We start from the raw sequence: 15,540 nt of genomic DNA on the forward strand, positions 1-15,540 counted from the left end.
TTACATCTCCCCCTCTTGAGGAATTGGCGGATTATACTTTGCGTTTGGCTTAAAACCAGTTCCGCGCAAATTATCGTCTAGAGCTCGCTTCCAAGATCCGTTATGAATCATTTCTTTTAAGGCGGCGTTAATTTTCTTAGCTAAGCTAGTATTTCCTTTTTTGATGCCAATTCCGTAATATTCTGCGGTAAATGGTTTACTAATAAGCTTTAAACGACCTCTAGAAGCTGTAGCTAGGCCAGCAAGAATAATATCGTCAGTAGTTACAGCATCCACAATGCCTGAGAATAATGCAGTTGCACATTCAGCATAGCCTGGCTGTTGCATAAGTTGTACCTTTGAAGAGTACTTCTCTTTAATAACTATTGCAGACGTTGAACCAGATACTGAGCATAAACGCTTACCATCTAAATCGTTCGGGCCACTCACCTTATGCTCATCTTTGCGAACTAGTAAATCTTGTCCGGCAATAAAGTAAGGTCCTGCAAATGAAACCATTTTCTTGCGAGCGTCAGTAATGGAATATGATGCAACAATCATATCGACATCACCGTTTTGAAGCATTGCTTCACGCTGCTTAGATGGTGATTCTTTCCATACGATTTGATCTTCTGAATAGCCGAGCTTTTTGGCAACATACTTAGCAACGTCAACGTCAAAGCCAACGTAAGTTCCTGCTTTTTTGAAACCCATACCAGGCTGATCGAATTTAATACCAATGCGTATTACTTTTTTACCATCGCTACGATCGCAAGCTGTAAGCGGCATAACGCAGCATACGGTACAAAGCATCGCTAGTATCGCACGAAAAATGCGATTATGTAATATTTTCATATCTTTTCCCTTCATAAGAACTGTTTTCGCATGTTTTGGCGTTTAAGCTAAAACGAAATTGAAAAAAGCGCTATTAGTGCGTAAGAATCTTGGAAAGGAAATCTTTTGCTCGATCAGTTTTTGGATTCTCGAAGAATTCTTCTGGAGTACCCTGTTCGAGGATTTGACCATCGGCCATAAACACAATTCTGTCAGCAGCTTTACGAGCAAAGCCCATTTCGTGCGTAACACAAATCATTGTCATGCCATCTTTTGCAAGCTCAACCATAACATCCAGTACCTCGTTAACCATTTCTGGGTCAAGTGCGGAAGTTGGTTCGTCAAAAAGCATAACTTTTGGTTGCATTGCTAGCGCTCGAGCGATTGCTACGCGCTGCTGCTGCCCGCCTGAAAGTTGTGAAGGCATTTTATTGGCCTGATTGTCTACTCCTACCCTAGTAAGTAATTCCATGGCAAGAGTTTCAGCGCTTTGCTGATCCATGTGACGAACTTTCATTGGTGCAAGAGTAACGTTTTCGAGTATTGTTTTATTTGCAAAAAGATTAAATGACTGGAATACCATTCCAACTTCTGCGCGCAAGGATGCAAGCTCTTTGCCTTCCTGTGGAAGTGGCTTGCTATCTATGCGAATATCTCCCGAATCAATTGTTTCAAGACGGTTGATTGTACGGCACATCGTTGATTTTCCAGAACCGGATGGGCCAATAATAACGAGAACTTCGCCTTTATTGACAGTGAGATTAATATCTTTAAGCACATGTAGTTTTCCGAAATGCTTTTCGACATGGCTTAATTCTACAAGGGGATTTGCCGCTTTGAGCACTTTAGAAGTGCTATTAGTCATATCCTCGGCGTTTGGATCTGACTTTGATACTTGCTTATCCATAAAAAGAAGTCTAGCCAAGCTGTGTTACGGTTATTTATCGCCACCGTTACGTTTTGTTACTCTTAGGTTACAAAAAGCCGTTGATTGAGGATTATTAAATCAACAATCAACGGCTTCGTAACAATAAGTTAAGAGTAGATTTTATTTACTCTTCTTCTTCAGGATCGTAGTCTACGCCAGTTTCTGCGCGCTGTTCGTCAGAAATTGGAGCTGGAGCGCCAGTTAGAGGATCGCGACCGCCGCCAGCCTTAGGGAAGGCGATTACGTCGCGAATCGAGCTTGCTCCTGCCAAAATTGCAGCAGTACGATCCCAACCCAAAGCAATACCTGCGTGAGGTGGAGCACCATACTTGAAAGCTTCAAGCAAGAATCCAAACTTTTCGTCAGCTTCGGCCTTGTCGATTCCAAGAACGTCAAGCACGCGATCTTGAATATCGTCGCGATGAATACGAACAGAACCGCCGCCCATCTCGTTACCGTTGCAAACAATGTCGTAAGAATCGCTCATTGCATGCTCTGGGTCTTTATCGAACTTGTCAATCCAATCAGCAGATGGCATTGTGAACGGATGGTGCATAGAAGTCCACTTAGAATGGCCAACTGCAACATCATCATCGTCTGGATCATCTGTGCGCTTAAACAATGGGAAGTCAACAACCCAAGTGAAAGCAAACTCATCTGGGTGAAGCAATCCTGCGCGGCTAGCAAGTTCAACGCGCACTGCACCAAGCAAAAGCTGGGAAGACTCACGGCTGCCTGCTGCAAAGAATACTGCGTCGCCGTCTTCTGCACCAACAGCTTCCTTCAAACCTGCGCGCTCTTCTTCGCTAAGATTCTTAGCAACAGGGCCTTTAAGCTCGCCATCTTCACCGAAGACTACGTAAGCTAAGCCCTTAGCACCACGTTGCTTAGCCCAATCCTGCCAAGCGTCAAACTGACGACGAGGAGTTTCGGCGCCACCCTTAAATAGCACAGCACCAACGTAAGGAGCTTGGAATACTCGGAATGGAGTGTTCTTAAAGAAGTCAGTCAACTCAATAAGTGGGTTTCCAAAACGCAAATCTGGCTTATCTGAACCGTACTTATCCATTGCTTCCTGCCAAGTGATTCGAGGCAAAGGAAGAGTGATTTCGTGGCCAGCTTCCTTCCAAATAGCGGCAATAACGCGCTCTGCCATAGCCATAACATCTTCTTGGCTTGCAAAGCTCATCTCCATATCTAGCTGAGTGAACTCAGGCTGGCGATCTGCGCGGAAGTCTTCATCGCGATAGCAACGAGCAAGCTGATAGTAGCGCTCAACACCAGAAACCATAAGCAACTGCTTTAATAGCTGAGGAGACTGTGGAAGTGCGTACCAAGATCCTGGAACCAAACGTGCTGGAACAACAAAATCGCGAGCACCTTCTGGAGTGGACTTAATAAACGTTGGTGTTTCTACTTCTGTAAAGTCCATATCTTCCAAAGCGTGGCGCGCAGCCTTAGCCATGTTTGAGCGAAGCTTTAGATTTCGCTGCATTGATGGACGGCGCAAATCAAGATAACGGTACTTCAAACGTACGTCTTCGCTAGGTAGCTTGTTTTCGGACTCGTTTTCCAAAGCTGTAGAAACTTGGAATGGAAGAGCGTCGGATTTAGCGAGAATTGTAACAGTTTGAGCAACAATCTCAATTTTACCGGTTGCTAAGTGGTCGTTTTCATTACCATCCGGACGCAAGCGAACCTCGCCTGTTACCTGCACAACAAACTCGCTTCTAAGCGGGCGTGCAGTTTCCTCATCATAAATAACAACCTGCACCAGGCCTGTGTTATCACGGACATCAACAAAGGCAACGCCACCGTGGTCGCGGCGACGATCAACCCAACCAGCAATGGTTACATTTTGTCCAACTAATGTCTCAGTCACTTCAACGGCATGGTGTGTGCGATACGCCGTCTGGCTCATAAGTCCACTTCCTTGTTTGAATAATTTTGTTAATTTTTGTTTTGACTTTAATAGTTTAGCGCATGAATCGCGCTTTCAAATATTAAAATCTTAAAAAGCAAATCTCAAATCGCAAATCTTTAAAAGCAAATCGCAATTATTGAGCGCAAGAAACAGTTTGATGTGCATATGCATCATCTGGCTGCCAAGACGTAGCGTCTGCGCAAACTTGCTCTCCCGTAATAATGTTCTTTACTTCATCATGGCTGGATTCAGAATCTGTGCTGTCTGCTGGGAACCATACGTAAGGAATACCCAGCTTATCTGCATACTTGATTTGCTTACCGAGTTTTGCTGCAGTTGGTGCAACATCAGCTGAAATACCGCGTTCGCGAAGCTTTCTAGCAATCTCGTTGCATGCGGGACGATCTTCTTCATTCCAAACTGCAACCATTACTGCTGCAGGAGAAACTCTAGAAACTGTAGCGCCGGCGCTATGAAGCATGTAAGAAACCAAGCGAGACAATCCAATAGAAAGACCTACGCCTGGATACTTCTTTTTGCCTTGAGAAACAAGATTATCGTAGCGTCCGCCGGAGCAAATAGAGCCTAAAGATGCTGCATTATCAAGGAAAGTTTCATAAACGGAACCAGTGTAGTAGTCAAGTCCTCGAGCAATCTTCAAATCTGCAACAACAGCGCCCGGGCGAATGCGTGCAGCTTCGTCAACAATCATTGCGAGCGTTTCAACACCTTCTGTAGCTAAGGCATACGATTCGTTATCTTCGCTCGTAGAAATATTGTGTTTATTGCATAAAGATTCAAAGCTGGACTTTAGTTCTTCCCCAGTTTTTGCAGTAAGCTCAGCTAATTCTAAGCAGGCAGCAGCTTGAGACTCATTAGCTCCGCACTCTTTTATAAGAAGTTTAGATACTTCTTCTGCACCAATTTTGTCTAGCTTGTCGATTTCGCGAAGAACACCCTCAATATCTGTTAAACCAATACCGCGGTAAAAACCTTCAGAAAGCTTACGATTATTTGCGTGAACTGTAGCTTTTGGTAAACCAAATTCTCTCAATCGCTCGAGAGCTTCAACCATAACCAAAGGCAATTCAACTTCGTAATGAGAAGGAAGCTCTCCGTTGCCAACAACATCAATATCCGCTTGCACAAACTCGCGGAAACGACCTTCTTGAGGACGCTCCCCTCGCCAAACTTTTTGCATTTGCCAGCGTTTAAACGGGAACGTTAAATCTCCAGTATGTTCAACAACGTAACGGCTAAGCGGAACTGTTAAATCAAAATGCAAGCCAATTCGTTCTTCCACGGGTGTGTCAGATTCGTGACCAACTTCTTGCAATCTTGACAATAAATAAATTTCTTTACTTGTTTCGCCTTTTTTCAGCAAACTTGAACCCTGCTCTACGGCGCGTGTTTCTATGCCAATAAAACCGTTTAGTTCAAAGACTTCTCGAAGTGTATCTACTACTCGCTGTTCAACAGCGCGTTCACTAGGAAGCCATTCAGGGAAACCTGATATAGATGAGCCTTGTACCATGTCCACTATAATAGGTGGTGTTGCGGAAAAATCATGGCTTACCGTCATACTTATTCGTAACATTGTTACCGTGCATCTGCTGTAAGGAGTCGACCGTGACCGAACAGACTAAACCTGAAGAAACTACTAAAACTACTACCACGCCAAAGCCACTTGCTCCATCGCCTGCGAGCTTCGCGCATAAGACTCGTGTTGTTGCTCAAGCACCAACTATTTCTTATAGCGAAGAGGATATTAAATCCGCAAAAACCTTTGGCCGTGTTGATGAAAATGGCACTGTTTATGTTACTGAAAATGGTACTGAACGTGAGGTTGGTCAATACTCCACTGGCACTCCTGAAGAAGCATTGACTTTCTATATTCACCGCTACCTTGATTTGAAAATTAAGCTCGATTTATTCGCTAAAAGGTTGGAATCAACCAACGTAAAGGTGAAGGAAATTGATGAAACGCTTAACACTTTGCAAGAAGAATTAGCTGAGCCTGCAGCCGTTGGTGACCTTGCTGCTTTGCGTGCGCGACACGCCGAGCTTAAAGCAAAGGGAGATGAAAAGAAAGAAGAAATTGCAAAAGCCCGTAAAGAGGCTCTTGAAAAAGCTTTGAAAGAGCGTTCAAATATTGTAGAGCGTGCTGAAGCGTTGGTTGCTAAAATGGGCGATTCAACAAATTGGCGCGAGCTTAACGATAAGCTTCGCTCTCTTTTCGACGAATGGCAGGAACATCAGCGCACTACTATTCATTTGAATAAGGCTGATGCAGACGCTTTGTGGCAGCGTTTCTCTAAGGCTCGTTCCGCATTCTCCCAAGCTCGTAACTCCTGGGTTAAGGAGCGTGAACATGTTCGCAATAATGCTAAGCAGCTTAAGGAAGCAATTATTGCTGAAGCTGAAAGCTTGAAGGATTCAACTGACTGGCGTGAAACTTCTACTAAGTTTAACGCTTTGATGGATCGTTGGAAGAAGGCTGGCAATGCTGGACGTCAGCACGATGATGCTTTGTGGGCTAAGTTCCGTGAGGCTGCTGACGCTTTCTACCATGCTCGACAGGCTGATCGCGAAAAGTTGAATGCTGGAGAGCATGAGAATCTCGCTAAGAAGGAAGCTTTGCTTGTAAAAGCAGAAGCGTTGCTGCCTGTAGAAAATGAGGAAGCTGCTAAGAAGGCTCGTAAAGCTTTGTCTGAAATTCAAGAAGAGTGGGATGCAATTGGCTTTGTTCCTCGAGAAGATATGCGTCGCATTGAGGCTCGCTTGAATGATGTTGATAAGAAGATTAAGGCTGTTGAAGAGGCTGCTTGGAGAGATGCTGATCCTGAAGCTAACGCTCGTAAGTCCAGCTTTGCTTTGCAATTGGAAGCGCAGCTCGAAGAGCTTAACGCTGCTATTGCTAAAGAAACCGACAAGAAGCGTAAAGCTAAGTTGGAAGCTGAAAAAGCAACTAAAGAACAGTGGCTTAATGCTGTTAAGTAATTAGTTTTATAAATTAAATAACAATATGGGGTTTCTTGAAAAATCAAGCGGCCCCATATTTATTTTTGATTAGATTCTTCCATTAAAGATTTAGCAAGTTTCACAAAAGTATTAGCAAGCTGTGAATTATCTAACTTGCCGTCTTCGTTTAGAACCGCAGGACGTCCCGCTTCGCCAATTTCTCTAAGAGTTGGGTCAAGAGGAAGCTGAGCTAAAAGAGGAACATTAGTATGAAGAGCTTCACAAAGCTGTTCGCTAACTCTTTTTCCGCCTCCGGAGCCGAATATTTCCAAGCGCTCGCCATTATTTTCAAACCAGCTCATATTTTCAACAACTCCTCGAACGCTTACAGGAATTTGCAAAGCCATAAGACCTGCCCTAACCGCCACATCCGACGCACTAGGTTGAGGTGTTGTAACAACAACAAGCTCAACGTTTGGTAAAGTTTGAGCCACAGCAAGTGCCATATCTCCTGTACCAGGTGCTAAATCAAGCAAAAGAACATCTGGACTTCCCCACCAAACGTCTGAAAGAAACTGTTCTAGCGAACGCTGTAAACGCGGTCCTCTCCACAAAATAGCACGATCAGTTCCAGCAAACATGCCGATTGAAATAAGCTTTACTCCCCAAGAGACAACTGGCATAAGCATGCCGTTAAGATTAGTTGGCTGAGAGTTTACTCCAAACATGCGCGGCAAAGAAAAACCGTATACGTCCGCGTCGATTGCTGCAGTATCGTATCCTAAAGCTGCAAAAGTTGCGGCCAAATTAGCGGTTATAGAAGATTTTCCAACGCCGCCTTTTCCTGAAGCAATAGCAAAAATTTTCGTACGCGTACCAGCTTTGTTAAAAGGATTTTCTCTGCGCTCAGCCTTCAAATCTTCTACTAGTTTTTCTAGCTTATCTTTACTCATTGCGCTAGAAGTAACATGCGCTATAAGAGTTGCTTGAGGATATTTAGATACAGCTTCTTTTACTCGTTCTGTAATAATTTCAGCCAATGGGCAGTTTGGTACAGTAAGTTCAAGCTTTATTCTTACGTTATAAACTGGTTTAGAAGCATCTAAATTTTCAGCTTCACTAACACTAACGCCAGTTACCATATTTAGTTCTGTAACTGAACGGCCTAATTCTGGATCAATAACGCTACCCAGCAAATCGTAAACGCGTGTTTCGAGTTCGCTCGTGTTCATTTATGTTATGATTCCTTAGTCATTAATATCAAGAGAATTTTCGCTAGCTTTTTGTAGAGCTTCTTCCACGCTTCCAGTTTCCAAAAGAACGCTAAACTGCTTTTCGTTAAGCATTGGAATAGAAAGTTCCTGAGCTTTGGTTGCTTTAGAACCAGCATTTTCTCCCAAAATTACGCAGTACGTGTTTTTACTAACTGATCCTGAAGCTTTACCGCCTCGAGACACTATTGCTTCCTTTGCTTCATCCCTACTAAAGCCTTGCAAAGATCCTGTTACAACAACAGTTTTACCAGCTAGAGTTTGAGCAAAGGATGATGTTTCAACTTTCCCGACCACCCCTGCTTCTTGCCAAGCGTGCAAAACTTCAAATCTCCAGTTGCTACTATCTTTTGCGTGCTTAAACCAGTCATAAACAGCTTGAGCAATTTCTGGACCAACTCCATCAATCTGAGTAAGTTCTTCAACTGAAGTATTTGCAATATTTTCTAAAGATCCTAATTTTGCCGCTATAAGACGCGCTGTTGGTGGACCTAGTCTACGAATAGAAAGCGCAACCAAAACGCGCCACAGGGCAGCATTTTTGCCTTTTTGGGCTATTTCTTCGAGCATGCTGCGAGTAGTTTCCGATGGTCTTGTGTACCATGGAACATTAATTGTTTCTTTTGTATTATTTGAAGCTCGTTTAGTTTTCCAAAAAACCACTTTAGCATCTTTTGGAACCTGAAATTCTGGATATTTAGAATCAAATTCACTGTTCTGTTCCAAAACTTCAGCTTCAATGTTTTGGCTCGAAGCTTCAGCAAATTTTGCTTCAATTGTGCGCGTCCAGAATGCTCGCACCTGTCGCCAAAGCCCAGATCCTCCAATTTTTCGAGTATGTTTTTTTAATTTTCCGTCTTTTCCTACTTCTTGCCATTCTTCAACAAGTGGAATTTCTTTCCAAACCATGACATTTTGTAAATCGTCAGCTGTTATGCTAAAAATTCCAGATTCGCTTTTAAGTACAGGAATTTGAGGCTTAGGTAACGTTAAATTATAAGGAGGAATATAAGGCTTCTGCATTGAGCCTCTTTGAACCACAATCTTATCAATATCTGGGCAGTAAACTTCAGCGGTAGATGGCCTAGAATCTTCAGGATTTGTAAGAGCTAAAGCAGCGTTATCTCCTAAATTCTCAATATCAAAAGCCTGCCTAGAAGCTAAGTGAATAATACGTTCAGTAAGCTGAGCTGGGCAGTTTTCCACATTCGGACAGCGAATATCTTTATCTCCCTGTTTTGCTGGAGCTAATTTTGCTCCGCAAGAAGGGCAATACTCAGGCATAACAAATTTTCGTAATTGGTTTTCCCGACCTTCTCTTGCTTTTAAAATAGGTCCGACTAATTCAGGAATAACATCTCCAGCTTTGCGAACCACAACAGTATCGCCAATAAGCACGTTTTTATGCTCAACTTCGTAAGCGTTATGAAGAGTTGTTCTGGAAATAGTAGAACCTGCAACAGTTACAGGCTCAAGGATTGCTACAGGCGTAACTCTTCCTGTTCTTCCAACCTGAACAACAATATCCTTCAAATAAGTGTTAACTTCCTCCGGAGGATACTTATATGCAATAGCCCATCTTGGAGCTCTCGAAGTTGCTCCAAGATTACGCTGCAATGCGCGGTCATCAACCTTTACAACAATTCCATCCAAAGCGTGCAAAATATTTGCCCTATGTTCGCCATAATAATCAATCATGTCTTGTATTTCGGCAAAATTAGTTACTCTACGCGTGTATGGAGAAACTGGAACACCCCACTGTTTGTAAAAATTGTATGCGTCAGACTGGTTAAAAGTTGTTTCACTATTAGCATGACTTGAGTTTGATTTCCAACGAAGCTCCCCCAAGCCGTGCGCGAAGAAGCTTAAATGACGAGTTGCGGTAATGCGCGGATCTTTTTGACGAAGCGAACCTGCAGCAGCGTTTCTAGGATTTGCAAAAGCTGCTTTTCCAGCGTCTTCCTGCTCCTCATTAAGCTTACGAAAATCAGCCCATTTCATAAAAACTTCGCCGCGAATTTCAACAAATTCAGGAATATCTTCAGGATTTTCAGCATGAAGCTGAGTTGGTATTGCCTCAATCGTTCTAACATTAAGAGAAATATCTTCGCCTGTTACGCCATCTCCTCTAGTAAGCCCCTGCTCAAGAGTGCCGTTTCTGTAAATAAGATTTAACGCAAGGCCGTCAATTTTTACTTCGCATGTCATAGGAAGCGGCTTGGATTCAGGCCATTGCAAATCTCGAAGAACACTGTTGTACCAATCGTGTAATTCGTCAATAGAAAACACGTCATCCAAACTCATCATTCGCGAAGGATGTTTTACCGAAGTAAAATCGTTGGAAAAAGTTCCACCTACGCGGTGCGTTGGAGATTGCGGAGTGTCAAGTGTTGGAAAAGCTGATTCCAGAGCACTCAACGCTCGTATACGCGCATCATAAGCTGCATCCGAGCTTGTTGGAGCATCTTCAACATAGTAGGCAATTTGATCAGATTGCGCCCACGCTGCTAATTTTGCCCACAAGCGTGCAGCCTGTTCAGTAGTAAGAGATGTAGGCTGTAGACTTGAAAGAGCTAAAGCGTCCGCATCGGTAGGTTCTAGTTTATGAATCCACTCATCTGTGTCAACATTAGGATTCCAAATATGAGCATTAGAGTGCGCTTCATCAGTTACAGCTTGCTCATCAAAATCGTCAAAAAGCGTCCATTGAGAGCTTTGTGACGCTGCATCATTGTAAGCAGCACTCATAAAATCCCCTTTCAACCCAAATATTTAGCGTAACCCACTACTCTATTTAGCATTTTAAGCATTTAGTGAACGCAAGAATTGAGATTGCACAGCACCTTCCAAATCTTCGTTTGAAGTCATGCGAATATTAGCAACGCACAAAGTTCTTGCAATAACAAACATTCCTTCATCAACCGTAAGTTTTGCAGCTTTACCAATAATATGGCTGGCTTCAATATTTGGCCAAACAGGAATATCGTCATTCATAAAATTCTGCTTCACATCGTCCATATTAGCCGGAGCTTTATAACACTGCGAGCGCATTCTAGATAGCAGTTCTTCTAGTTCCATTTGCAATGGTTCTATTCTTCCTGGGGCTAAATAATCAGCCATGCGATACGCGCTTGCAGCGAGCGCAAACCTGTCTTGCATCCATGCAGCGTACGCTAGTCGATAGTATGCGAATGCTGCATCATCTTTGTCGAAAGATACTCTCAAAGCGTTTAAGCATGCTGCTATAACAGATGGCCAGTCTTCTTTTTGCGATAATTCTGCCGCAAGCTTTAAGTGAGATAGTGCGTATGTTGGAGCGTACGCAACCATCATGTTTAAGTGCTTTAATGCAGCCTCATGCTTATTTAATTGCGAAAGTAAGTCTGCTAACTCCATGTGCGCGTAGAACAATCCGTCTGGAATAAGTAGTGTATGCTCTTCTGGTGTTGCAAATATGTGATTGTACACAACTCTTTCCGCATAAGAGTTAAAGTAGCGTGGAACAACATTTTCTACGGAAAACATTGAGTCGAATTTAGCAATATTTTTCTCGTATTCTTCTATTGCAGTGCTAATATCGCCTTCCATAAGCTGCTCTTGGACTCGAATACGCATGTTTCGTATGCTTTGCGAAGCTTTGAATGAAAGTTCAGGTATGTCTGTTTCGTCAATAAGAGCTCTTGTTACACTGTCTGCCTTTTCGTTAAGCTCAGGATCTGCAATTTGCTCAATAATATTCATTGCCTCTCTAGCTTTTTCTGCTGTTGTTTGAATCGGCTGAGATGCAATATGGTGGAAGTCTGTAACAGCTTGCTGCAAAAGGTCTTCTCGTTGAATCGATAATCCTTGTGCGTGTGATGTTCCAAGTATTTCTTCTTGTTCTTCGCTAAATATTGTGTCGGAAAATTCAGGCTCTTCTTGCGCTCCTCTAGGCGCGAAGCACGTGTCGTGCATGTCGAATGATGCTTCTACTGAGCCTAAAGTGTAGTCTTCGCGCATGCTCATTGTTACATTGGACTGTTTATATATTTCTATTGGATTTTGCAAACCGTGCGCACGTATATGTTTAATAAATTTTTCGCGTTCAAACGTTACTGTCATTAACGTACGTATTTCTGGAGGCTCGCTAAAAGCAGCTAAAGGATTTGAGTTGGAATCCGATTTAGATTCTGGCTTAGAATCAATTAAAGATTGCGCACCTTCAACAACTTCTGCAAGCGGTAAGTGTTGCAAATCTTGGATTTGTGAAGGATCTCCATGGACGTCACCGTCTTTTGGATCACCTTTTGAAGGTGCATTATTTACATTCATATTGTCTAATGCTTGAATAGTGCGGTTTAGTAGCGTACTGATTGCATTATCTTGTGCTGCAACCATCTCTTCTAAACCAATAGAATCAAGCCTAATTGAAACATTCTGTATTTTCTCGCTTGCACCAAAGGCGAGCGTTGCAAGCATAATACCGAATCGCAGATTGTAATAGGTTGCCATACGCGACTTTTCAACATTACTTAGCATATGCCACTTATGCTCTAAAGTATCGTATTTGCTTGTAGGCATTAGCGACGATCCTGTAGAAGTGAACGCAATCGCCACATTGCCATCGTTTAGATTAGAGCGAAAATCTGCGTCAAATCTAAACGGCATATATAAGCTTCTAATAAGCTTAGAAAGAGATTGACGGTAAAGCCACTCTCCCGCATCATTCTGCTTCAAAAATGTTGCAGACTGCTGATATTTTCTAGCCTTATTCCATAAGTGAAGCAAAGGACGAATACTATCGTCTTGTAAAGGATTTGCTAAACTTGGCGTATCAAAAGATTCACAAGCATTAAAAGCAGGGTTTTCAATCATAGCGTTATCTATAGCAGCAATGCGCTCTAAGCTAACGTTGCCTTCAAAATTCTTTCCGCCCTGCAAAGAATTAGCTTGCAAGAACTGGTATATGGCTTGTAAACGATTTAGCGCTCCTTCAATTCTTAAAACTTTTAGTGCTGAGGAAGGGTCTAATGAATCGTCCCAAATTAAGTAATGTGCAGAAGTTTGTTGAGCTTGTCTAAAATGTAGTCTTTCTGCGCCATGAACAGCTTCTAAGCTTCTAATTGGATCTAATGCTCCAACCTCTTTCATAACACGCTCATAGTAGCTTTCTAAGCCGGAAACTTGCAATCCGACTTTTCTTGCGTGCGCAATATCTGCAGCGCTTCTTCTTATTGCGCCAAGAGGTGCTTCAGTATGCAATCTTCTTAGAACGTGCGAATATCCAAAACCTATTAAGTTTTGATTTAAATCTGGTATGAAAAATGTTGCGAAAAATGTTGTTGCAATAGCATTCTCGTAAGTAAGATTACAACGCAAAGAATCAGGTAATTTTACGCGCGTGCTTTCAAGCGTATATCTTTTATGTTTTCCATTTGTAAAGCACAGCCATGAAGCAACCTGATGCAAACCATCATCTAAAGAAACTTGCATAACAATATCGCCATTTACTATAGAAATATTGTTGCTGTTTGTGATTGCAGCTCTTGCATTGGACGCGCTAGCTGCGTTTTTATTTTTTAAGCACAGGCTTGGCAAGCTTTTTAAACTTTGCAAAATATTGCGGAATTTTTTTGAAATATTATTTGATTTAGGTACTTTTAAGCTTCCGTAAAAACGAGTTGTATTTCGTAAAGTAAAAGAAGATTGCTCAATAAAAGAAAGTTGCGGAAGACGTTCAAACGTATCTTCAAGAGTTACTTTGTCGCCCGTGTAAACTCTACCTTCTGAATCTGCAATAGCAAGTTGACGAAAAAGCTTTCCACCATTTTTAACTAATCCAATCGAAATGCAGAAGGATTTCCCAGGAATTCTAAACCATCCAACCTGAGTATTAGAAGGAAGGCTTGGAAAATCGGTGAAAATATTATGCTTTGCAAAGTTTGGAATAGAAGTAATTTTGCCTTCTAGCCATAAGGAATTGATGGCATCTACCATTGTTGACATACTATCTTCATTAGAAGTCGTCTGATTGGTAGATTGTACGTCGTCAGCCATAAATTCCCATTCTTTCAATTTGTTATTCTTAATGCAATCAGCACAACACTTAACTGTTCTTAAATGTTTTAGCCTACAACATTATAGTTCGTACATAAAGTATATAAGCAGTATATAGAAAAAATATGTTTGACGCATGGAAGTGTTGAATTGTTAATGGTTTAAGGTTCTAATTGTTTTGGGGTTCTAAGGATTTAGTTGCAATATCTTTGCGCTTACAATTACAATGTTCTAAAAATTTAGAAGGTAGAAGATTCACTTTAGAAGACTTATTTTAGAAGATTTAATGGAGCGGACAACGGGACTCGAACCCGCGGTCTCAACCTTGGCAAGGTTGCGCTTTACCAACTAAGCTATGTCCGCAAAACAAGATGTTATTCTAGCTAATTATTTAATTAAATGCAAATATGGAATGTCGCAATGTTTGTGGTTTGAAAAATCAGGGCAATCTGCGAAAATCGTGGGTATTCTTATGCGCAGGCGTGCTGCGCGGGGTCTCATGACTGTTACTTTCTCAGTCGGTTGACTGAGTTATTAACGGTGTTTTGCTTATTACTGTTATTTTCTCAGTTCGTTGACTGAGTTAGTAACGGTATTTGAGCGGTTACCGTTACTAACTCAGTCGGTTGACTGAATTAGTAACAGTGTTTGGATTGTGACTATGCCACATAATATTCATCAGCTTAGCTTTACACACTTTTTGGCCTATAACCCGAAAATCGTGGGTATGAGATTATAGGGGTTATAGGGTTAGGTTATAGTCTAAAATCTAGTAACAAAAACAAAAAACGCAGTGCTTCTACACTGCGAACATATTGTGGGTGATATAGGAATCGAACCTATGACCCCTTCCGTGTGAAGGAAGTGCGCTAGCCGCTGCGCCAATCACCCAAAATTTTTTAATTATGCGTGAAAGGCAATCCTTTCGAGTGGGCGATACAAGGTTCGAACTTGTGACCCCTTCCGTGTCAGGGAAGTGCGCTACCACTGCGCCAACCGCCCAGGTTGTTTATTAAGCATGAAGCTTAATCGAGGTGGGTACGAGAGTCGAACTCATCTATACGGCTTTGCAGGCCGCTGCCTAACCGCTTGGCTAACCCACCGTAAGGTCGAATAACTCATCGGACCTAGAGCGGACAACGGGACTCGAACCCGCGGTCTCAACCTTGGCAAGGTTGCGCTTTACCAACTAAGCTATGTCCGCAATGCTTTCTTGCTAACTATGTCAGCGCCGAAGCACGAGTAACTACTATACCCTAAATATTCTCAAATGCAAGCCCTCGCCTATTTGGCGTGTCGCTTGGTGCTCCAAGCAGGTTGTATTGCTCTGCATATGCTGAAAGACATAAGTTCGAACCCCATTAAGCCCACGATATAGGGATCACCCCCGCGTATGCGGGAAAGACGTCTGCTTAGCTTGCGCAACCTCGCCGGAAACGGGATCACCCCCGCGTATGCGGGAAAGACTTTGGGAAAAGCTTTTCTTTCTTTCTCGGTGGGGGATCACCCCCGCGTATGCGGGAAAGACTCGGGTCACTTGGTTTTCCTATTGTAGCTTGTAGGATCACCCCCGCGTATGCGGGAAAGACCCTTTCTCGTGCTCTAAT

Annotated in this window: 8 protein-coding genes and 5 tRNA genes; 1 reads left to right on the top strand and 12 read right to left on the bottom strand. The window is 42.6% G+C overall.

Going from position 1 to position 15,540, the window contains the following annotated elements:
- The 4 genes from CGSMWGV1500E_RS04895 to hisS form a co-directional block, all read right to left on the bottom strand.
- Complete coding sequence (locus tag CGSMWGV1500E_RS04895; RefSeq protein ID WP_004126892.1) at nt 1–834, bottom strand: glutamate ABC transporter substrate-binding protein; 834 nt, start codon at nt 832–834, stop codon at nt 1–3.
- Nucleotides 835–907: 73 nt separating this feature from the next.
- Nucleotides 908–1,678, bottom strand: coding sequence for an amino acid ABC transporter ATP-binding protein (locus CGSMWGV1500E_RS04890; RefSeq protein WP_032843394.1), 771 nt, complete (start codon nt 1,676–1,678; stop codon nt 908–910).
- A gap of 187 nt (nt 1,679–1,865) precedes the next feature.
- The gene (gene aspS / locus CGSMWGV1500E_RS04885) at nt 1,866–3,662 is read right to left on the bottom strand and encodes an aspartate--tRNA ligase (RefSeq protein WP_004126894.1); all 1,797 of its coding nucleotides are present in this window, start codon (nt 3,660–3,662) and stop codon (nt 1,866–1,868) included.
- Nucleotides 3,663–3,798: 136 nt separating this feature from the next.
- Nucleotides 3,799–5,199 (bottom strand): histidine--tRNA ligase, encoded by a 1,401-nt coding sequence (gene hisS / locus CGSMWGV1500E_RS04880; RefSeq protein ID WP_032843390.1) that lies wholly within the window; start codon nt 5,197–5,199, stop codon nt 3,799–3,801.
- A 95-nt stretch (nt 5,200–5,294) separates the two neighbouring features.
- On the opposite strand from hisS, the gene CGSMWGV1500E_RS04875 reads away from it, so the two are divergent.
- Entirely contained in the window at nt 5,295–6,665 is a 1,371-nt protein-coding gene (locus CGSMWGV1500E_RS04875; RefSeq protein WP_004126897.1) for a DUF349 domain-containing protein, read from the top strand.
- A 59-nt stretch (nt 6,666–6,724) separates the two neighbouring features.
- On the opposite strand, the gene CGSMWGV1500E_RS04870 is transcribed toward CGSMWGV1500E_RS04875, so the two are convergent.
- From CGSMWGV1500E_RS04870 to CGSMWGV1500E_RS04835, 8 genes are all read right to left on the bottom strand, one after another.
- The gene (locus CGSMWGV1500E_RS04870; RefSeq protein WP_004126899.1) at nt 6,725–7,858 is read right to left on the bottom strand and encodes an Mrp/NBP35 family ATP-binding protein; all 1,134 of its coding nucleotides are present in this window, start codon (nt 7,856–7,858) and stop codon (nt 6,725–6,727) included.
- A 15-nt stretch (nt 7,859–7,873) separates the two neighbouring features.
- Nucleotides 7,874–10,645 (bottom strand): NAD-dependent DNA ligase LigA, encoded by a 2,772-nt coding sequence (ligA, locus tag CGSMWGV1500E_RS04865; protein ID WP_004126902.1) that lies wholly within the window; start codon nt 10,643–10,645, stop codon nt 7,874–7,876.
- A gap of 54 nt (nt 10,646–10,699) precedes the next feature.
- Nucleotides 10,700–13,933 (bottom strand): tetratricopeptide repeat protein, encoded by a 3,234-nt coding sequence (locus CGSMWGV1500E_RS04860; protein ID WP_004126905.1) that lies wholly within the window; start codon nt 13,931–13,933, stop codon nt 10,700–10,702.
- A 287-nt stretch (nt 13,934–14,220) separates the two neighbouring features.
- A tRNA-Gly gene (locus CGSMWGV1500E_RS04855) sits at nt 14,221–14,296 on the bottom strand.
- A gap of 455 nt (nt 14,297–14,751) precedes the next feature.
- Nucleotides 14,752–14,824: transfer RNA gene (locus CGSMWGV1500E_RS04850), tRNA-Val, on the bottom strand.
- 39 nt (nt 14,825–14,863) lie between these two features.
- Nucleotides 14,864–14,935 (bottom strand) — tRNA-Val (locus CGSMWGV1500E_RS04845).
- Nucleotides 14,936–14,965: 30 nt separating this feature from the next.
- A tRNA-Cys gene (locus tag CGSMWGV1500E_RS04840) sits at nt 14,966–15,036 on the bottom strand.
- Nucleotides 15,037–15,064: 28 nt separating this feature from the next.
- Nucleotides 15,065–15,137: transfer RNA gene (locus CGSMWGV1500E_RS04835), tRNA-Gly, on the bottom strand.
- Nucleotides 15,138–15,540 lie beyond the last annotated feature (403 nt).

The organism is Gardnerella vaginalis 1500E (genome assembly GCF_000263595.1).
Taxonomy (GTDB): domain Bacteria; phylum Actinomycetota; class Actinomycetes; order Actinomycetales; family Bifidobacteriaceae; genus Bifidobacterium; species Bifidobacterium vaginale_E.

Coding starts and splice junctions, on each gene's coding strand:
- CGSMWGV1500E_RS04895 (WP_004126892.1), bottom strand. CDS start 834: ATGAAAATATTACATAATCGCATTTTTCGTGCGATACTAGCGATGCTT.
- CGSMWGV1500E_RS04890 (WP_032843394.1), bottom strand. CDS start 1,678: ATGACTAATAGCACTTCTAAAGTGCTCAAAGCGGCAAATCCCCTTGTA.
- aspS (WP_004126894.1), bottom strand. CDS start 3,662: ATGAGCCAGACGGCGTATCGCACACACCATGCCGTTGAAGTGACTGAG.
- hisS (WP_032843390.1), bottom strand. CDS start 5,199: ATGGTACAAGGCTCATCTATATCAGGTTTCCCTGAATGGCTTCCTAGT.
- CGSMWGV1500E_RS04870 (WP_004126899.1), bottom strand. CDS start 7,858: ATGAACACGAGCGAACTCGAAACACGCGTTTACGATTTGCTGGGTAGC.
- ligA (WP_004126902.1), bottom strand. CDS start 10,645: ATGAGTGCTGCTTACAATGATGCAGCGTCACAAAGCTCTCAATGGACG.
- CGSMWGV1500E_RS04860 (WP_004126905.1), bottom strand. CDS start 13,933: ATGGCTGACGACGTACAATCTACCAATCAGACGACTTCTAATGAAGAT.